We start from the raw sequence: 19,451 nt of genomic DNA, 5'->3' as shown, positions 1-19,451 counted from the left end.
CGAGCATTGATCATCCTGCAGTTCCGAGCGACAGTGGACGACAGGACAAATCCTCGTCGAAAGGATCACCGACCGTGAACATCAACCGAACAGACCCGTCGTGATGGAGCGGGCGTCCTCGGTCGCCACCCTCGTGTCCGCGATCGGATGCGGGCTGGTCGCAGGAGTGCTGCTCGCCTTCTCCATCAGCGTGCTCCCCGGCCTGGCAACACTGCCGGTACCCGACGCCATCGCCGCCATGCAGAGATTCAATACGGCGATTCTCAACCCGATGTTTCTCGGCCTGTTCTTCGGAACGGCCGTATCCTGCACTCTCGCAGCGATTCTCGCCGTGTCGACCGGTCGGGGTTCACCCCTGCTCGTCGTGAGCGGTGCCGTTCTCTACGTGGTCGGCTGCGTCGCGATCACGATGGCCCTCAACGTTCCGCTCAACGACGCGTTGGCCGGAGTCGACCCGGGCAGCCCCGCAGGAGACCAGGTGTGGCGGAACTTCGCCGACAAATGGACCGTGTGGAACAACGTCAGAACGATTGCCGCAACCGCGGCCTGCGTGGCCCTGATTGTCGGTCAGGGCAGATCGACGCTGGGCTGATCGGACACCGAATCCTGGTGTCGCTTACGGATTTCTTCCTCGAACCGCGCTATCAGGTGGTCGGTGTCCGCGGTCGAGACGTCCCGCGCGCCTTCGTCCATCGCGGCGCCACGTCCCCGGCGCAGTGCGGCGAGTTCGGCTTCGAGTTCGTTGTTGTCGAGTACGCGTGGATCCAACATGACTCCATTGTGGTCCCACGTCACCGCCGTGCGCGGTGGATTTGCTGTAATCGCTCTCATGAACGTCGTGCACAGCTTCGAGCCGATTCTCGGCCGAGGCGCAACCACCCTGATTCTGGGATCGATGCCCGGCGTCGCATCGCTGGCCGCCCAGCAGTACTACGCGCATCCGCGAAATGCGTTCTGGCCGATCATGGGAGCGCTGTTCGATGCGGGCCCCGAACTTCTCTACGACGAACGCACCGAGCGTCTGCGCAGTCATGGCGTCGCGGTGTGGGATGTACTGAAGCTGTGCACGCGCAAAGGAAGCCTGGACTCGGCGATCGTCGAATCCTCCATCGTGGCAAACGATTTCGAGACACTGTTCGCCGAGAATCCCGGCATCGACAGGGTGTTCTTCAACGGTGCCAAGGCCGACGAGAGCTACCGTCGCCACGCGACGGCGGTGACGCCCCACGTGACGTTCACTCGACTACCGTCGACCAGTCCGGCGCACGCCTCACTGAACCTGGATGCAAAGACGCGCGCGTGGTCGGATGCACTCAGGCCCGGACCCGCTTCGGGAAGTGTCGAATGAGACCTTCCTGCACGACGGTGGCCAGCAACAGACCGTCCATCGAGAAGAACCGTCCGGTGGCCAGTCCACGGGACCCGGCTGCGACCGGTGATTCGGTGGCGTAGAGAGCCCACTCGTCGAATCGGAACGGGCGGTGGAACCAGATGGAGTGATTGACCGTCGCCGCCACGATGCGATCGAGTCCCCACGAGAGACCGTGGGTGGTGATGATCGAATCGAGCACCGTCGTGTCCGACGCGTACCCCATGGTCGCGGCATGAAAGATCGACTCGTCCGGCAGATCGCCGTCGGCCTTCATCCAGACCCGATTGTGGTTGAGCTTCTCGCCGGTGCCCTGCATGATCCACGCCGGGTCGTTCGCGTAGCGCATGTCGATCGGCTTGAGGGCGTCGACGAACATCTGCAGCCGGTCCTCGTAACCGACGAAGTGATCGCCGAGCGGAGGCAGTGCGTCGGGGTACGGCACCTCGGGCACCTCGACGCTGTGCTCGAGCCCCTTGCCGAAATCCTGGAAGGCAGCAAGCATGACGAACAGCTCGTTACCGTCCTGCACGGCGGTGACCTGGCGGTTGGCGAAGGCTCGTCCGTCGCGTTGCCTGGAGACCCGGTACTCGATGGGCTTCTTGACATCACCGCCACGGATGAAGTGGGCGTTGATCGCGTGCACGTCGCGAGAGGTGCCAGAGACGGTGCGTCCGGCCGCGATCAGCCCCTGTGCAACCAGTTGCCCCCCGAACGTTCGGCTCCCCACCTGTTCGGGATGAACACCGACGAACACGTCCTCCTCGATCTCCTCGAGTACAAGGAGATCGAGGAGCTTCTCGAGATCGGTCCTTCGTACAGCTGTACTGCTCGACGCGCTTTCGCTGACGCCGGTTCCCCCCGCTTCGACCACTTACCGGTCCTCTTCTCCGATTCGGTGCACATGGATCAAGTTGGTCGAGCCTACTGTGCCGGGAGGGGCACCGGCCACGATCACGACCTGATCGCCCTTGTTGTACCGACCGAGTTCGAGCAGCGCCTTGTCGACCTCTTTGACCATCGCGTCCGTCGAGCCCACATCGGGGACCAGGAACGTCTCGGTGCCCCAGCTCAGCGACAGCTGACTGCGAACCTCGGAGATGGACGTGAAGGCGAGCAGAGGAAGCTTGGTGTGCAGGCGAGCCAACCGTCGAACGGTGTCTCCCGACTGCGTGAAGGCAACGAGAGCCTTCGCGTCCAGACGCTCGCCGATGTCACGGGCGGCGTAGGAGATGACTCCACGCTTGGTGCGCGGCACGTGGGTCAGCGGAGGAACGCTGTCACCCTCGGTCTCGACCGTCTCGACGATGCGGGCCATGGTCCGCACTGTTTCCATCACGTACTTGCCCACCGAAGTCTCACCGGACAGCATGACCGCGTCGGTACCGTCGAGCACGGCATTGGCGACGTCGGACGCCTCGGCGCGCGTCGGGCGGGAGTTCTCGATCATCGACTCGAGCATCTGGGTCGCGACGATGACGGGCTTGGCGTTGGCGCGGGCGATCTGGATGGCGCGCTTCTGCACCAGCGGAACCTGCTCGAGGGGCAACTCGACGCCGAGGTCACCGCGGGCCACCATGATCGCGTCGAACGCGAGCACGATGGCTTCGAGATTGTCGACGGCTTCGGGCTTCTCGAGCTTGGCGATGACGGGAACTCGGCGGCCGACACGATCCATGACGGCGTGCACGAGTTCGACGTCCGCGGGCGAGCGAACGAACGACAGCGCAATGAAGTCGCATCCCAGAGCGAGGGCGAATTCGAGGTCCGCGATGTCCTTCTCGCTCATGGCAGGAACGGAGACGTCCATGCCCGGGAGGGACACGCCCTTGTTGTTGCTGACCGGTCCACCTTCGGTGACACGGCACAACACGTCGTTTCCTTCGACACCGGTGACCACGAGGCCGACCTTGCCGTCGTCGACGAGCAGGCGGTCGCCTTCCCTGGCGTCCTGGGCCAGCTCCTTGTACGTGGTCGACACCCGGTCGTGAGTGCCCTCGCACTCCTCGACAGTGATGCGGATCAGCTCGCCGGCCGCCCAGGTGGTCGAGCCCTCGGCGAAACGCCCGAGACGAATTTTCGGTCCCTGCAGGTCGGCCAGAATGCCCACGGCTTTGCCGGTGGCGTCCGATGCTGCGCGAACCCTCTCGTAGTTGGCCTGATGATCGGGGTGATCACCATGGCTGAAGTTCAGTCGTGCGACATCCATGCCACTCTCGACGAGTTCACGGATGCGCTCTGTGGTTGCGGTTGCGGGTCCAAGGGTGCAGACAATCTTCGTACGTCGGCTCACGAAAGCGAGCCTAGCCGCTGGACGCCGCGTTCTCTATCGCAGACGCCTCCACCGAAATACTACCGATCGGTAGCCACGCTACCTTGCTGCTGAGAGGGTCTGTACCGGTTCAGAGACGAGGGTCACACGACCGCCAGGGGCAGTGCGGTCGGGTGTACCGGCGACGGCAATTCCGAGTGTCCGGTCAGAAAAGCGTCGACTCCGTGGGCCGCCGATCGACCCTCCGCAATCGCCCACACGACCAACGACGCACCGCGGTGCGCATCCCCGCACACGAATACTCCGGGTGCCGTGGTCTGCCAGTCGGGACCACACGAGAGCGCGCCCCGCTTGGTCGGTGTCAGGCCGTACTCGTCGAGCAACGGACCGAGCTCCACGCCTTCGAAGCCGATGGCGAACAATGCCAGATCACAGGGCAATTCGACCTCCTCCCCGATGGGCGTGACGATGCGTCGACCGTCCGCGTCGCGCTGGACCTCGACCTCGGCGAGCACCATGGCCCGAACGTGCCCGCGCTCGTCACCGAGGAATCGCTGGACCGCGACCTGATGACGCACGACGCCACCCTCGGCGTGCGCGGGTGAGGTGCGCAGCACCAGCGGCCACGACGGCCACGGTGAGAGACCGTCGTCGCGAGCCCCGGGCAGCGCGGGGTTGTAGTCGAGTTGCGTGACCGATGCAGCACCCTGTCGGTGGGCCGTTCCCAGGCAGTCTGCTCCGGTGTCACCGCCACCGATGATGACCACGTGCTTGTCCGCAGCGGAGATGGAGGTGGGGCCGTCGCCCTCGCATTCTTTGTTCGACGGCACCAGATGCTCCATGGCCAGGTGGATGCCGTCGAGTTCGCGACCGATGACCTCGGCATTGTCGCGGGCCCGTAGAGCTCCGACCGCCAAGACGACCGCGTCGAACGATTCGCGTAGCTGCTCGACGGTGAAGTCGATCCCGACCTCGCAATCGGTGACGAAATGCGTTCCCTCGGCCCGCATCTGCATGAGGCGCTGATCGAGCACCGACTTCTCCAGCTTGAACTCGGGGATGCCGTAGCGGAGCAATCCGCCGAGCCGATCGTCTCGCTCGTACACGGTGACGTCGTGCCCGGCGCGCGTGAGCTGTTGCGCTGCAGCCAATCCCGCAGGACCCGATCCGACGACGGCGACGCGCTTGCCGGTGGTGATCGTCGGTGGCTGCGGAACGACGCTGCCGCCCTCCCAGGCCAGATCCGCGATCGTCTGCTCGACGCGCTTGATCGTGACGCTGCCACCGGTGGCCGCCTCGGAAATCGAGAGGACACAGGCCGATTCGCACGGTGCCGGGCACACCCGCCCGGTGAACTCCGGAAAATTGTTGGTGGCATGCAGTCGGTCGCTGGCCGCATCCCAGCGGTCGCGGCGCACCAGGTCGTTCCACTCGGGGATCAGATTTCCCAGCGGGCAGCCCGCAGTTCCCGAGTGACAGAACGGAATTCCGCAGTCCATACAGCGTCGTGCCTGATCGGAGACCTCGGCGGCCCGTTCGCTCGTGGGCTGGTGCGAATACACCTCGTTCCAGTCCTTGACGCGCTCGCCGATCGGACGCTTGGCGGCCTCACGCTTGACGACTTTCAGAAATCCCTGTGGATCAGCCACGTGCAGCCTCCATGATCGCAGCATCGACGTCGCGCCCTTCGGCACGCGCCATTCGAGTCGCCTCCAGCACCCGCTGGTAGTCGACGGGCATGACTTTGGTGAACAGCGCAGACCGGCGGGGCCAGTCGGCCAGCAGCGAGGCAGCCACGGTGGACCCGGTCCAGCGCTGATGATTCTCGACGGTCTCGCGCAGCCACACCAGATCGTCCGGGTCGGGCACCTGAAGTTCGACCATCGCCATGTTCACGTCCGCCGGATCGAGACCGAGTACGAACGCGATGCCGCCGGACATACCCGCCGCCATGTTGCGACCGGTGGGCCCGAGCACCACGACACGACCGCCGGTCATGTACTCGAACGCGTGATCGCCCACGCCCTCGTTGACCGCGATCGCGCCCGAGTTGCGGACCGCGAACCGCTCCCCCGCCTTACCGCGCAGGTACACCTCGCCCGAGGTCGCACCGTACAGAATCGTGTTGCCTGCGATCACGTTGTCCTCGGCGACGAACGGTGCATCATCGGCGGGGCGCACGACGATTCGGCCACCCGACAATCCCTTGCCCACGTAGTCGTTGGCGTCACCCACCAGGTCGATGGTGATTCCCGGCGGCAGGAAGGCCCCGAGCGACTGGCCTGCCGACCCGGTGAACGCGATGCGAATGGTGTCGTCCGGCAATCCGCCCGCGCCGTAGCGGCGGGTGACCTCCGAACCCAAAAGCGTTCCAACGGTGCGGTTGACGTTGCGTACCGGTAGCTCCAACGTGACCGGGTGGGCATCCTCCAGCGCCCCCTCGGCCAGCTGGATCAGCGTCCGATCCAGCGCGAGATCGAGACCGTGATCCTGCGCGCGGAGGCGACGACGCTGTGTCATCGGGGCACCGTGCCGGTCGACAGGCATCGCGAAGATGGGAGCGAGATCGAGGCCCTTGCTCTTCCAGTGCGCCACACCGGCTGCGGTCTCGAGCACGTCCGCGCGACCGACCGCCTCGTCGATACTCCGGAAGCCGAGCTGCGCGAGATACTGTCGCACGTCCTCGGCGATGAACTTGAAGAAGTCCTCGAGGAACTCGGGCTTGCCGGTGAACCGCTTACGCAGCTCAGGATTCTGGGTCGCGACACCGACCGGGCAGGTGTCGAGATGACAGACGCGCATCATGATGCACCCCGCCACGATCAGCGGGGCCGTCGAGAATCCGAATTCCTCCGCGCCGAGCAGCGCCGCGACGATGACGTCGCGTCCGGTGCGCATGCCGCCGTCGCACTGCACGGTGATGCGATCACGAAGACCGTTGAGTACCAACGTCTGCTGCGCGTCGGCCAGGCCGATCTCCCACGGAGCTCCTGCATGCTTGAGCGAGGTCAACGGTGCCGCACCGGTTCCGCCGTCGTAGCCCGAGATGAGGACGACGTCGGCGTGCGCCTTGCTGACGCCCGTCGCCACCGTGCCGACGCCGACGGAGCTGACGAGTTTGACGTGGACGCGTGCGTTCTCGTTGGCATTCTTGAGATCGTGGATCAGCTGGGCGAGATCCTCGATCGAGTAGATGTCGTGGTGTGGTGGCGGCGAGATCAGGCCGACCCCCGGCGTCGAATGTCGGGTCTTGGCCACCCACGGATACACCTTGTATCCGGGCAGCTGACCGCCCTCGCCGGGCTTGGCACCCTGCGCCATCTTGATCTGGATGTCCGTGGCGTTGACCAGGTAGTCACTGGTGACGCCGAACCGACCACTGGCGACCTGCTTGACGGCACTGCGCCGCCTCGGATCGTAGAGCCGGTCGACATCCTCGCCGCCCTCGCCGGAGTTGGACCGTCCGCCGAGGGTGTTCATCGCGACGGCCATCGTCTCGTGCGCCTCGGCGGAGATGGATCCATAGCTCATCGCGCCGGTGTTGAACCGCGTGACGATCGACTCCACCGATTCCACCTCGTCGAGTGGAACCGGCGGCCGCACCCCGTCCTTGAACTCGAACAGACCGCGCAGTGCACCGCCTTCGCGAGCGAGCCGGTCCACCTCGTCGGTGTACTTCTGGAACACGTCGTATCGGCCGGTACGCGTTGCATGCTGCAACAGGAACACCGTCTCGGGGGTGAACAGGTGCAGCTCGCCTTCGCGGCGGAACTGGTACTCGCCGCCGATCTCCAACCGACGATGGACGCGGTCGGTCGGATTCTCGGGGTACGCCCTGCGGTGTCGCAGTTTGACCTCCTCGGCGAGCACGTCGAGACCGACGCCGCCGAGCTTGCTGACCGTGCCCTTGAAGTACTCGCGCACGACCTCGCGATCGAGACCGACGGCCTCGAAAACCTGTGCGCCGGTGTAGGACCCGACGGTCGAGATGCCCATCTTCGACATCACCTTCAGTACGCCCTTACCGAGTCCGTACAGGTAATTCCGTACGGCGATCGTCGGTTCGACTCCGGTCAGTTCGCCCTCGCCGACCAGATCCTCGATCGATTCCATCGCCAGATACGGGTTGACGGCTGCGGCACCGAAACCGATCAGCAGCGCCAGGTGGTGTACCTCGCGCGCGTCACCGGATTCGACGACGAGCGCGATCTTGGTGCGTTCCTTGGTGCGAACCAGGTGGTGATGGACGGCCGAGGTGGCCAGCAGCGACGGGATCGGGGCCCGGGTGTGATCCGAATCGCGATCGGAGATGATGAGCGTCGTGTAACCCGCAGCGATCGCCTCCGAAGCCCGGGCGCGCAACTCCTCGATGGCCTCGGCGAGACCTTCGCCGCCGCGCTCGACCTCGTACAGGCCGCGCAGCACTGTCGCCGACAGTCCGGGATGGTCTCCATCGTCGTTGATATGAATGATCTTGTTGAGCTCGTCGTTGTCGAGCACCGGCCACGGCAACACGATCTGCCTGCACGACGCCGCAGTGGGGTCGAGCAGGTTCTGCTCCGGACCCATCACCCGCGCGAGCGAGGTCACGATTTCCTCGCGGATCGAATCCAGTGGTGGGTTGGTGACCTGGGCGAACAGTTCGATGAAGTAGTCGTAGAGCTGACGCGACCGCTGCGACATCACCGCGGCAGGGGTATCGGTACCCATCGAACCCAGAGGTTCGCCGCCGGACGCGGCCATCGGCGTCAGTACGACGCGTAGGTCTTCTTCTGTGTATCCGAAGGCTACCTGCCTGCGCACCACCGAGTCGTGGTTGTACTGGATGTGAGCACGCTCGGGAAGGCTCTTGATCTCGAGCAGGCCGGCGTGCAGCCACTCCTGGTACGGGTGTTCGGTTGCCAGTTGGAGTTTGATCTCCTCGTCGGGCACCAGACGCCCGGCGACGGTGTCGATCAGAAACATCTTTCCGGGCTCGAGGCGACCCTTGGCGACGACCTCGGATTGGGGCACGTCGAGCACGCCTGCCTCACTCGCGAGGATCACGCGGCCGTCCGCCGTCTGCCACCAGCGGCCGGGCCGAAGGCCGTTGCGGTCCAGCACAGCTCCGACATAGCTGCCGTCGGTGAACGTCACGCAGGCCGGACCGTCCCAGGCCTCCATCATCGACGAATGGAACTGGTAGAACGCCCGTACCCGTGGATCCACCGTGCGGTGGTTCTCCCACGGCTCGGGCACCATCATCATCACCACGTGCGGCACGCTGCGCCCACCGAGGTGCAGCAGTTCGAGCACCTCGTCCAAGGACACCGAGTCCGAGGCATCGGGGTTGCAGATGGGGAACAAACGTTCCAGGTCCCCGGGGATCAGGTCGCTCGACAGCAGCGCTTCGCGAGCCCGCATCCGGTTTCGGTTGCCCTTGACGGTGTTGATCTCGCCGTTGTGCGCAACGTAGCGATGCGGATGCGCCAGCGGCCACGACGGGAACGTGTTGGTCGAGAAGCGACTGTGCACGATGGCAATGGCGCTCTTGCACAATGGGTTACGCAGTTCCGGGAAGTACAGCGGCAGCTGCATCGTGGTGAGCATGCCCTTGTAGACGATGGTGCGCGAGGACAACGACGGGAAGAACAGCCCCGACCCCTCGGCCTCGATCTCAGGGGTGACCCGCTCGGAACGCTTGCGCAGTCCGTACACGAGACGGTCGAGGGCGAGACCGGCCGGACGCGTGCCGTCGACCTCGGGGGCGGTGACGTAGAGGTAGCTCATGTACGGCATGCAGCCGAGGGCGGTGAGGCCGACGTCCGCGCGATCTGGATCGACCTCGACGGGAACCCAGCCCAGGACGTCCAGACCCTCCTCCGCCGCAATCGATTCGACGCGCTCGATCGCGATCGCTCGCTCACGGATGGCCTGCGGGAGAAAACAGACTCCGGCTGCGAACGTGTTGTCACCGTCGGCACCGGCCGCGGGCAGATCGAACGGTGCGAGGGAGTCGAGGAGTTCGACGGGCAGCTGAATCAGAATTCCCGCCCCGTCACCACTGTTGGGCTCGGCACCGGCCGCTCCACGATGCTCCAGGTTCTCCAATGCCAGAACTCCGTCGGCGACGATCGCGTGGGAGCGGCGACCCGCGATGTCGGCGATCATCGCCACGCCACAGGAGTCCTTCTCCGAGCTCGGGTCGTAGAGACCTTGCTCCGCAGGCATCCGAGAAAACAGCACCACGATCACCTCCACATAGGCCGGTGGGGTGCGTGAAGGCGGCGCAGTGTCGTCGACCCTGCACCGAGAGTCTCGGCAACCCCGCCGGCGGGTCGGCTCGAGTCGACCGGAGCGGTCGGACGAGCCGAATCGAACGGCCTATCGGGAATTCACCGGGACAGCTCTGGCCCGCGAAAGAATCCGGGAACGCTCCCGGATGGCGAAATCGTAGCAGCTGGCAACTGCATCGATGCAATCACGAATGTCGGCTGTGACGAATGCGATCGTCAGTCGCGCAACGGTCGACCGTGCTGATCACGCACGCTGCCGGTGAGCATCATGATGCCGTCGATCAACGGCCAGATTCCGCCGATACCGCAGGTGAGCCACGTGACCGCGATCTGCGCCACCGCGATGCCCGGCTGGTCGAGATAGAAGCGGCCGGCTCCGAACGCGCCCAAGAGGATGCCGAGCAGACCTGCCGTCAGCTTCTGCTTGTCCGAGAACGGCTCCCCGGTGACCGGGTGCCGACCGTACGGAGCCATCGGGTCCATGTATCCGGGCCCACCTGCGTACTGGGGACCTGGGTACTGCGGACCGCCGTACTGGGGACCGCCGTACTGGGGACCTGCGTACTGCCCGCCCGCATATGGCGGTGGCGGTGGCGCGCCGTACTGGCTCGAATCGGCGGGCGGTGGGTAACCGGCACCGGGAGTGGATCCGAACTGCCCACCCTGGTCGTTGCCGTAATTCGGGGTGGTGTAGTTCGGGTCGGGTGCGCCGTACACGGGACCCGGTCCTGAGGCGGAGCCTTTGTCGAACGAGATGGTCGGCTCCGACGGAGGGGTTCCGTCGCTCGACGATCCGTCCGAAGACGATGTACCGGAGTCACTCACGTCGAGCTCCCTTACCTTCGATGCAGTACCAGCAGGGGGATCAGTCTCTCAGCTTTCGCCCCTGAGGGTCCGTCACATTGCCCACCAGTATCAGCACGCCGTCGACGAGATGCCAGACGAACAGCCCGAACAACACTATGAGTCCGAGGCCGAACGCTGCGGTGAGTAGCACCCCGAAGAAGAACACCAGCAGTTGTGCGACGCCGATGCCGATACTGCCGAGGTAGAAACGACCGACACCCAACCAACCGAGAAATATCTGCAACAGGCCGCCGACGATCTTGGACTTGTCCGACAGCGGCTCGCCGGTCACCGGATCACGCCCGTACGGTGCATCGGGACCTACACCGTACGCGTATCCACCCTGGTAGCCAGGGGGTACGCCGTAGTCATACTGGCCGTAACCCTGCTGCCCGTAGTTCGGCTGCGAATAACCCTGCTGACCGTATCCTTGCTGACCGTAACCCTGCTGACCGTAACCCTGCTGGCCGTAACCCTGCTGGCCGTAACCCTGCTGGCCGTAGCTCTGCTGGCCGTACCCCGGCTGGCTGTACCCCTGCTGTGGGTAACCGGGGGGTGCCGGAAAACCGCCGAGCGGATTGTCGGTACTGCCGTCCGGTCTCGGGGCCGGGTAGCTCGGCGTGCTGGACCAACCGGGTCCGTTTCCGACGCCGGAGTACGTGTCCCAGCCAGGGCCGGTGGGGCCGGTGGGGCCGTGTGACGGTGCGGACTCCGAGGTGCCGGGCGATTCCGACAGCGATGCTTCGGCGGTGGCGTCGTAATCGAACGGTGTGCCGAACGATGCGGTCGGCGCGGTCTCGCTGTCGCTCGAATCGGCAGAGCTGGAACTCGGTTCCGGCTCCGGATGAGGGGTCTTGTCGAAATCAACCACGCGTACTGCCTTCTTCCTCGGCTTTCTTGTCGGACGCCTGAACGGGCTTCGCATCGACGGCGTCTGCGTCTGTGGTGTCGTGGACCGATGTACGGGGTGAGCCATCCGCAGACGTGCCCTCGGCTGCCGCCTCGCTCGTGCGATCCTCGTCGTCGTTGGACCTCAATGTCGCAGGCTCTTCGCGGCCCTTGGTTGCGACCACGACGTAGGCCAGCGCCAGCACGAAGATGATGGCGGAGGTGAAGCTGTTGATACGTATCCCGGCGATCTCGGTGGCGAAATCGTCGCGCATGAGTTCCACCCAGAACCGTCCGGCGCAGTATCCGGCGACGTACAGCGCGAACAGTCGACCGTGGCCGATCCTGTACTTGCGGTCCACGAGAACCAGCAGGACGACGATCGCGACACTCCACAACAGCTCGTACAGGAAGGTCGGATGCACGACACGTTCCACGAACCCGGTCGAGACACCGTTGAGTGGATCGAGCCGTCCGTCGGCGTCGACCCGCTCGTAGATCTCCAGACCCCACGGCTGCGTGGTGGCGCGTCCGTACAGTTCCTGGTTGAAGTAATTTCCGATACGACCGATCGCCTGGGCCAACAGAATCGGTGGGCCGACGGCGTCACCAAAGGCAGGCAACGGGATTCCGCGTCGCCGGCAGGCGATCCAGGCACCGACGCCGCCGAGGAACACCGCCCCCCAGATCCCCAATCCGCCGTTCCAGACGTACAACGCCTCGATCGGGTTTCCGCCGGGACCGAAGTACGTCTTCCAGTCGGTTGCCACGTGGTAAAGACGCCCGCCCAACAGGCCGAACGGGACGGCCCAGACTGCGACGTCGAGCACTGTGCCCTTGGTTCCACCTCGGGCCACCCAGCGTCGGTCACCCCACACCACCGCCACGACGATGCCGATGATGATGAACAGGGCATAGGCCCGCAGAGCCAGCGGTCCGACGTGCCACACCCCCTGCGGCGGGCTGGGAATGTAGGCCAGGATCGCGGTCGAAGTCACGACGCTACGTTAGCGGAACGGACACCCTCGGCGAGTTCCGTCGTCAGGTCGCGCACGGCATCGAGTCCCTTGTCGACGGCCGTCACCAGGGCCGAACCGACGATGACCGCATCGGCATACTTCGCGATCTCGGCAGCTTGGGCTCCCGACCGAACGCCGAGCCCCACGCCGATCGGAATGTCGGAGTGTTCGCGGATACGCGCCGACAACGCGGGTGCCATCGAGGACACCGCGTCGCGGGCACCGGTGACGCCCATGGTCGAGGCCGCGTAGACGAAACCGCTACTGGCCTCGACGGTGCTGACGAGCCGCTCCTCGGTGGACGACGGGGCGACGAGGAAGATTCGGTCGAGTTCGTAGCGGTTGGAAACCTCGATCCACTCCTTCGCCTCGTCGGGAATGAGATCCGGGGTGATGATTCCGAGCCCACCCGCGTTGGCGAGGTCGCGAGCGAAGTTTTCGATGCCGTACTTGAGCACCAGGTTCCAGTACGTCATGACGACCGCTTTTCCGCCCGCTGCAGCGACCTGCTCGGTGACGGCGAAGACGTCTTTGACTCGGGCCCCGGCCCGCAGCGCCACATCGGCTGCGGCCTGAATCGTGGGACCGTCCATCACCGGATCGGAATACGGAATGCCCACCTCGACGATGTCGCATCCGGCGTCGACCATCGTCTTGAACACCTCGACCGATCGCGGCACCGTCGGAAAGCCGGCGGGGAGGTATCCGACGAGTGCCGCGCGGCCGTCGGCACGGCACTGCGCGAAGGTACCCGAGAGGCGGGAATCGTTGTTGCTCATGGCTTGATACCTGCTTCGTCGTCCACGTTCGCTTCGCCGGCTCCGTCGATCAGACCGAACCATTCGGCTGCGGTATCGACATCCTTGTCGCCACGGCCGGACAGGTTGACCAGAATGATCGCGCCTTCACCCAATTCCTTCCCGAGGGTCAAAGCGCCGGCGATGGCATGCGAGGACTCGATGGCCGGGATGATGCCCTCGGTACGGCACAGCAGCTTGAAGGCGTTCATCGCTTCGGTATCGGTGATTCCGCGATACTCGGCCCGCCCGATGTCGTGCAGGTACGAGTGCTCCGGACCCACGCCCGGGTAGTCCAATCCTGCTGAGATGGAGTGGGAGTCGACGGTCTGACCGTCCTCGTCCTGCAGCAGGTAGGAGTACGCGCCGTGCAGCGCTCCCGGGGTTCCACCGCTGATGGTCGCCGCATGGCGACCGGTCTCGACGCCGTCGCCTGCCGCCTCGAAACCGATCAGTCGCACGTCGGCGTCGTCGATGAAGGCATGGAAGATGCCGATTGCGTTGGAGCCACCACCGACGCAGGCAGCGATGGCGTCGGGCAACCTGCCCGCGGACGCCAGCACCTGCTGCCGCGCTTCGAGGCCGATGATGCGCTGGAAATCGCGCACCATGACCGGGAACGGGTGGGGCCCGGCGACGGTGCCGAAGCAGTAGTACGTGTTGTCCGCGTTGGTGACCCAGTCGCGCAGCGCCTCGTTGATGGCGTCCTTGAGCGTGCGTGAACCGGACTTCACTGCGACGACTTCCGACCCGAGCAAACGCATCCGGGCGACGTTGAGGGCCTGACGCTCGGTGTCGACCTCACCCATGTAGACGACGCAATCGAGACCCATCAGAGCACAGGCCGTGGCGGTCGCGACGCCGTGCTGACCGGCACCGGTCTCCGCGATGACACGAGTCTTGCCCATTCGCTTCGCGAGCAGAACTTGCCCGAGCACGTTGTTGATCTTGTGAGAACCGGTGTGATTCAGGTCTTCTCGCTTGAGCAGGATCCGAGCGCCACCGGCATGCTCGGACAACCGCGTCGCCTCGAAGACCGGCGAGGGGCGCCCGGTGTAATCACGCTGCAGTCGGTCGAGTTCGCCGAGGAACTCGTTGTCGCTGCGCACCTTCTCGTACTCGGCGGTGACTTCCTCGATCACACCCATCAATGCCTCGGGCACGAATCTGCCGCCGTAGACACCGAAATGGCCGCCGACATCGGGCTCGTGCGCGCTGCGATCGGTGAGGCCGATGCTGCTCTGCGGCAGATCAGCGCCCTTGAAACGGACTGCCGCTGGGGCGTCCGTGATGGAAGAAGAATTGCTGGTGCTCACCGGTCCAGTGTGCCCCAACGGCGGACCGTCGCCGCGCTCGGGTCTGGTGCTGGGTCAGCGCGCGGGCTTGGGGCACGAAGGATGCGTTCCCGCCGTCACCAGGTCCGAGACGGCCGTGCGCGGATCGCCTGCAGTGACCAAGCCCTCGCCGACGAGTACCGCGTCGGCACCGGCACCGGCGTAAGCGAGCAGATCTGCTGTGCCCCGCACTCCGGACTCCGCGATGCGAATGATCTCGCTGGGCAACCCGGGCGCGATACGGCCGAAGCTGTCACGATCGATCTCGAGTGTCTTGAGATTGCGGGCGTTGATGCCGATGACGCTGGCACCGGCCTCGAGGGCGCGATCCGCCTCGGCCTCGGTGTGCACCTCGACCAGCGCCGTCATACCCAGCGACTCGGTGCGGTCGAGCAACGACGTCAACGCGTCCTGCTCGAGCGCCGCGACGATCAGCAGGATGACATCGGCACCGTGCGCCCGAGCCTCGTGAATCTGGTACGGACCGACGATGAAGTCCTTGCGCAGCACGGGAATCGAGACGGCGGCCCGGACGGCGTCGAGGTCTGCGAGAGACCCGCGGAACCGACGCTCCTCGGTGAGAACGCTGATGATGCGAGCGCCGCCCTGCTCGTACGCGCGGGCAAGAACGGCCGGATCGCCGATGTCGGCCAACGCACCCTTGGACGGGCTGGCCCGCTTCACTTCGGCGATGACGCCGATGCCGTCCTCGCGCAGCGCAGCCGCCGCATCGAGAGGGGCCGGGGCTGCCTTCGCTGCTGCTTTCACGGCGGCGAAATCGACCACCGATTCACGCGCGGCCACGTCGGCTCGTACACCGTCGAGAATCGAGTCGAGAACAGTCATGGTGCCCCCAGTCCTTTCTGAGCGTCGACGTCCGATGTGAGGAATCTCATCGGGGTCGGATCTAGCGTAGAGGTCCGTTTCAATCCGACGAACGCCGGGTACCGGACTCGTCGGTAGGGTCTTCACCGGCGTCGAGCGCGTCCCACATCATGCGCTCGGTGAGGTCCTCCCCCTCGTCCTGCGCGCCGGCACCGGATGCCGTGGTGCGCGCACGCCGAGCGACCTCGTCGCGACGCACCGCCGGGGCGTCGTACTTGGACGAGAGTACCTGCGGGGCAAATGTTTTCCGAATCGACACCACTGCCGCAGCGAGGGCGCAGACCGCACCGACGAGGGTGACGATCGCCGGCAGGACCGAGACGTCCGTCATCGAGACCTGCGCGCGTGCAGGAAGCTCTGCGAGCGCCGCGGACTCCGCGTCGGATGCCCCGGCAGTGAGCAGTCGAACGGCCGGAATTGCCGCCGCCACGGCCACCACGGCGATCAGCAGGGCGAGCACCCGAGAAGCCCACCCCCGCACCGCGAAGGACGCTGCGATCGCCGCTACCAACACCAGTGCCAGTGGCGTCGTGGCAGCAGCCCAGGTGCTGCCGAGAAGCTCGTCGGTTCGGCTCTCTCCGAGACCGTCGAAGGATGTCACCCGAACCCATGTCATTCTCGACGCGCCCCACAGGCACGCCGCAGCAACGACCAGGAGGGCGACGGGTAGCGCGGCAGACCCGCGGCGACCGGATCGCTCGGTCATCGGCCACCCACCTCACGGAGCGACTCCGCAGCGGCGACGGCTCCCAGCACCGCCATTGCCTTGTTCCGTGCCTCGTCGTCCTCGTATTCCGCAACGGAGTCGGCCACGACGCCTGCCCCGGCCTGAACGTATGCGGTGCCGTCCTTGATCAGAGCGGTGCGAATCGAGATGGCAGTGTCGGCGTCCCCCGCGAAATCGAGATAGCCGACGATGCCGCCGTAGATGCCGCGTCGCGTCGGCTCCAGCTCGTCGATCAGTTCCATCGCGCGCACCTTCGGTGCCCCGGACAGGGTGCCTGCCGGGAAACAGGCCTTGACCGCGTCGAGGGCGCGCTTGCCCTCGGCCAACCGTCCGGTGACCGTCGACACCAGATGCATGACGTGGCTGTAGCGCTCGATGTGGCGGTAGTCGCTCACTCGCACCGTGCCGGGAGCACAGACGCGTCCGAGATCGTTTCGGCCCAGATCGACGAGCATCAGGTGCTCGGCGTTCTCCTTCTCGTCGGCCAGCAGGTCCTTCTCGAGCAGCACGTCCTCTTCCTCGGACGTGCCGCGCCAGCGGGTTCCCGCGATCGGATGTGTGGTTGCGAGACCGTCGACCACCGTCACCAGTGCCTCGGGGCTCGATCCGACGATGGAGAAAGCCGTCTCGTCGTTCTCCCCCGGTACGTGCATCAGATACATGTACGGGCTGGGATTGGACGCTCGCAGCATTCGGTAGACGTCGAGGGGTGATGCATCGGTGTCCATCTCGAAGCGCTGTGAGAGCACCACCTGGAACGCCTCACCTGCTTCGATCTCCTCCACCAGGCGAGCGACGTCGGCACCGAAGCCCTCGGACGTACGCTGTCTGCGGAACTGCGGCGCAGGCTTGGACACGGTGGAAACGGTGGAGTCGGCGGGCTTCGAAAGGTCCGCACACATCCGATCCAGACGACGCACCGCGTCGTCGTACGCCTCGTCGACGTGCTCGTCGGTGCCGTTCCAGTTCACCGCGTTCGCGATCAGGGTGATCGCGCCCTCGTGGTGGTCGACGGCCGCGAGATCGGTCGCGAGCAGCATGACCATCTCGGGCACACCGAGGTCGTCCTGCGCGTGCTCGGGCAGCTTCTCGATGCGCCGCACCGAGTCGTATCCCAGATAGCCCACCATGCCGCCGGTCAACGGGGGCAGACCGGGCAGCCGCTCCGAGTGCAGCAGCTCCAATGTCCGCGCCAGCACTTCGAGAGGATCGCCCCCGCTCGGCACCCCCGCGGGGACGTTGCCGCGCCATGCGGCCTCACCGTCGATGACCGTGAGCGACGCCGGGGCGCCTGCACCGATGAACGACCACCTGGACCACGAACTGCCGTTCTGCGCGGACTCGAGCAGGAAGGTTCCGGGTCGGTCGGCACCGAGCTTGCGGTACGCCGACAGCGGAGTCTCGGAGTCGGCGAGCACCTTTCGCGTCACCGGCACCACGCGGTGCTCTGCGGCGAGATGCCGGAACACCTCACGCGAGGTGGTCGAGTCCGAGTTCTCGGTGTCGGGAGTGGGGCTGGGATCCGTGGTCGTCTCGCCGTGCATTGCTCCATCCTCCCAGGTTCGGCACAACGGGTCACTCCGCAGGCTCCGCTCCGGCAGCAGGGTCGTCGCTCGCGGTAACCTGCCGAGCATGAAACCAGGCGAGCTCGTTCCCGATTTTTCCCTGCCGGACCAGACCGGTGAGACCCGAACTCTGACCGACTTGCTGTCGAACGGTCCGATAGTGCTGTTCTTCTACCCCGCCGCCTTCACCCCCGGTTGCACCGCCGAAGCGTGCCATTTTCGGGACCTCGCCTCGGAGTTCGCCGAGGTCGGAGCCACCCGAGTAGGCATCAGCGCCGATGCCGTCGCCAAGCAGGCCGAGTTCGCCGCCTCCAAGTCCTTCGACTACCCGCTGCTCTCCGACGAGGACGGCACCGTCGCCACCGCGTTCGGCGTCAAGCGCGGGCTGCTGGCCAAGCTGTCCCCGGTCAAGCGCGCGACGTTCGTCATCGGCACCGACCGGAAGGTCCTCGAGACCTTCTCCAGCGAAGTACGGTTCGAAGCCCATGCGGACAAGGCTCTGGAGTACCTGCGGGCACATCGCACCTAGAGCACTGTCCGACGCGATGCCTCGGGTGGGGGGAACCTCGAGGCATCATGTGCAGGCAACAACTAACTTGATCGAGAGGTTCCCCGCGATGGATACGTCGGCGACACCGCAACACACGGTGGATCCCCGTTGGCTCACCGAGAGTCAGCAGGAGGCCTGGCGATCGCTCGTCGCTCTGGTCACTCGACTTCCGGCAGCGTTGGACGCTCAGCTGCAGCGCGATGCGCAGCTGACCCACTTCGACTACTTCGTCCTCGCGACGGTCAGCGAGAATCCACAGCGACGGATCCAGCTCCGCGATCTGGCCGAGTACGCCAATGCCTCGCTCTCGCGCCTGTCACACGTGGTGACCAAGCTCGAGAAGGCCGGGTGGGTCGAGCGCGAGTCGATCCCGGGTAGCCGCGGTTCCTACGCTGTGCTGACCGACGCAGGCATGGCCAAGGTCGTGGAAGCGGCACCCGGTCACGTCGGCACGGTGCAGTCGCTGGTGTTCGAGGGTCTGTCCGACGCGGAGGTCGAGCAGCTCGGGACCCTGAGTTCGACTCTACTGGCCCAGTTGGACAAGGGAATCGCGGCCGGAACCGGTCACGCCTGAGCGTCGGGGCTCAACAGGACGTCGGTATCGAAGCAGGTGTGAGCGCCGGTGTGGCAGGCCGCGCCGACCTGGTCGACGACCAAGAGCACGGTGTCACCGTCGCAGTCGAGCCGAACCTCGTGCACGTACTGCGTGTGACCCGACGTCTCGCCCTTGACCCAGTACTGCTGCCTGGACCTGGAATAGTATGTGCCCTTGCGGGTTTCGAGAGTTCGGGAGAGCGCCTCATCGTCCATCCAGGCGACCATGAGCACCTGACCGGTCGACCGTTCCTGCACGACGGCGCTGAACAGTCCGGCCTCGTTGCGCTTGAGACGCGCGGACAGCGTCGGGTCGAGTGTCATCGCTGA

Annotated in this window: 17 protein-coding genes and 1 pseudogene; 4 read left to right on the top strand and 14 right to left on the bottom strand. The window is 65.5% G+C overall.

Features of this window, described 5'->3' with window-relative positions:
• Window positions 1–103: 103 nt before the first annotated feature.
• Window positions 104–592: a DUF1772 domain-containing protein gene (locus MTX34_RS16105; protein ID WP_243610053.1), complete on the top strand. Its 489-nt coding sequence runs from the start codon at window positions 104–106 to the stop codon at window positions 590–592.
• Here MTX34_RS16105 and MTX34_RS16100 read toward each other — a convergent pair.
• Window positions 568–771 (bottom strand): hypothetical protein, encoded by a 204-nt coding sequence (locus tag MTX34_RS16100; protein ID WP_243610013.1) that lies wholly within the window; start codon window positions 769–771, stop codon window positions 568–570. The genes MTX34_RS16105 and MTX34_RS16100 overlap by 25 nt on opposite strands.
• Before the next feature lie 58 nt (window positions 772–829).
• Here MTX34_RS16100 and MTX34_RS16095 point away from each other — a divergent pair, with 58 nt between their 5' ends.
• Window positions 830–1,348 carry a DNA-deoxyinosine glycosylase gene (locus MTX34_RS16095; RefSeq protein ID WP_243610052.1) on the top strand — a complete coding sequence of 173 codons (519 nt, stop codon included), beginning with the start codon at window positions 830–832 and terminating at the stop codon, window positions 1,346–1,348.
• On the opposite strand, the gene MTX34_RS16090 is transcribed toward MTX34_RS16095, so the two are convergent.
• From MTX34_RS16090 to MTX34_RS16035, 12 genes and pseudogenes are all read right to left on the bottom strand, one after another.
• Window positions 1,314–2,138, bottom strand: coding sequence for an acyl-CoA thioesterase II (locus tag MTX34_RS16090; protein WP_243595090.1), 825 nt, complete (start codon window positions 2,136–2,138; stop codon window positions 1,314–1,316). The two genes, MTX34_RS16095 and MTX34_RS16090, sit on opposite strands and share 35 nt — an antisense overlap.
• A gap of 105 nt (window positions 2,139–2,243) precedes the next feature.
• Window positions 2,244–3,662 (bottom strand): pyruvate kinase, encoded by a 1,419-nt coding sequence (gene pyk, locus MTX34_RS16085; protein WP_243594930.1) that lies wholly within the window; start codon window positions 3,660–3,662, stop codon window positions 2,244–2,246.
• A gap of 122 nt (window positions 3,663–3,784) precedes the next feature.
• A complete protein-coding gene (locus MTX34_RS16080; RefSeq protein WP_243610012.1) occupies window positions 3,785–5,290 on the bottom strand; it encodes a glutamate synthase subunit beta in 1,506 nt (501 codons plus the stop codon).
• Window positions 5,283–9,866 carry a glutamate synthase large subunit gene (gene gltB / locus MTX34_RS16075; protein ID WP_243610051.1) on the bottom strand — a complete coding sequence of 1,528 codons (4,584 nt, stop codon included), beginning with the start codon at window positions 9,864–9,866 and terminating at the stop codon, window positions 5,283–5,285. The genes MTX34_RS16080 and gltB overlap by 8 nt, the downstream gene beginning before the upstream one ends.
• A 266-nt stretch (window positions 9,867–10,132) precedes the next feature.
• Window positions 10,133–10,738, bottom strand: a pseudogene (locus tag MTX34_RS26145) (TM2 domain-containing protein); the annotation flags it as partial.
• 43 nt (window positions 10,739–10,781) lie between these two features.
• On the bottom strand, window positions 10,782–11,633 hold the full coding sequence (locus MTX34_RS16065; protein ID WP_243610011.1) for a TM2 domain-containing protein: 852 nt from the start codon (window positions 11,631–11,633) through the stop codon (window positions 10,782–10,784).
• The gene (gene lgt, locus MTX34_RS16060) at window positions 11,626–12,648 is read right to left on the bottom strand and encodes a prolipoprotein diacylglyceryl transferase (protein ID WP_243610010.1); all 1,023 of its coding nucleotides are present in this window, start codon (window positions 12,646–12,648) and stop codon (window positions 11,626–11,628) included. The genes MTX34_RS16065 and lgt overlap by 8 nt, the downstream gene beginning before the upstream one ends.
• A complete protein-coding gene (trpA, locus tag MTX34_RS16055) occupies window positions 12,645–13,448 on the bottom strand; it encodes a tryptophan synthase subunit alpha (RefSeq protein WP_243594934.1) in 804 nt (267 codons plus the stop codon). Before trpA ends, lgt begins: the two co-directional genes overlap by 4 nt.
• Window positions 13,445–14,716 carry a tryptophan synthase subunit beta gene (trpB, locus tag MTX34_RS16050; RefSeq protein ID WP_279393392.1) on the bottom strand — a complete coding sequence of 424 codons (1,272 nt, stop codon included), beginning with the start codon at window positions 14,714–14,716 and terminating at the stop codon, window positions 13,445–13,447. Before trpB ends, trpA begins: the two co-directional genes overlap by 4 nt.
• 120 nt (window positions 14,717–14,836) lie before the next feature.
• Window positions 14,837–15,646 carry an indole-3-glycerol phosphate synthase TrpC gene (gene trpC, locus MTX34_RS16045; RefSeq protein WP_243594936.1) on the bottom strand — a complete coding sequence of 270 codons (810 nt, stop codon included), beginning with the start codon at window positions 15,644–15,646 and terminating at the stop codon, window positions 14,837–14,839.
• Window positions 15,647–15,725: 79 nt separating this feature from the next.
• Window positions 15,726–16,391, bottom strand: coding sequence for a TIGR02234 family membrane protein (locus tag MTX34_RS16040; RefSeq protein WP_243610008.1), 666 nt, complete (start codon window positions 16,389–16,391; stop codon window positions 15,726–15,728).
• Window positions 16,388–17,956 (bottom strand): anthranilate synthase component I, encoded by a 1,569-nt coding sequence (locus MTX34_RS16035; RefSeq protein WP_243610007.1) that lies wholly within the window; start codon window positions 17,954–17,956, stop codon window positions 16,388–16,390. Before MTX34_RS16035 ends, MTX34_RS16040 begins: the two co-directional genes overlap by 4 nt.
• 88 nt (window positions 17,957–18,044) lie before the next feature.
• On the opposite strand from MTX34_RS16035, the gene MTX34_RS16030 reads away from it, so the two are divergent.
• Both MTX34_RS16030 and MTX34_RS16025 read left to right on the top strand, forming a co-directional pair.
• On the top strand, window positions 18,045–18,506 hold the full coding sequence (locus tag MTX34_RS16030) for a peroxiredoxin (protein ID WP_243610006.1): 462 nt from the start codon (window positions 18,045–18,047) through the stop codon (window positions 18,504–18,506).
• An 88-nt stretch (window positions 18,507–18,594) separates the two neighbouring features.
• Entirely contained in the window at window positions 18,595–19,101 is a 507-nt protein-coding gene (locus tag MTX34_RS16025) for a MarR family winged helix-turn-helix transcriptional regulator (protein WP_243610005.1), read from the top strand.
• Here the strand turns inward: MTX34_RS16025 and hisI are convergent.
• Complete coding sequence (gene hisI, locus MTX34_RS16020) at window positions 19,092–19,445, bottom strand: phosphoribosyl-AMP cyclohydrolase (protein ID WP_243594941.1); 354 nt, start codon at window positions 19,443–19,445, stop codon at window positions 19,092–19,094. The two genes, MTX34_RS16025 and hisI, sit on opposite strands and share 10 nt — an antisense overlap.
• Window positions 19,446–19,451 lie beyond the last annotated feature (6 nt).

This window comes from Rhodococcus sp. ARC_M5 (assembly GCF_022810405.1).
GTDB lineage: Bacteria > Actinomycetota > Actinomycetes > Mycobacteriales > Mycobacteriaceae > Rhodococcoides > Rhodococcoides navarretei.
Note: the sequence above shows the minus strand (reverse complement) of the source record. Positions and strands in the feature narration are given on the sequence as shown.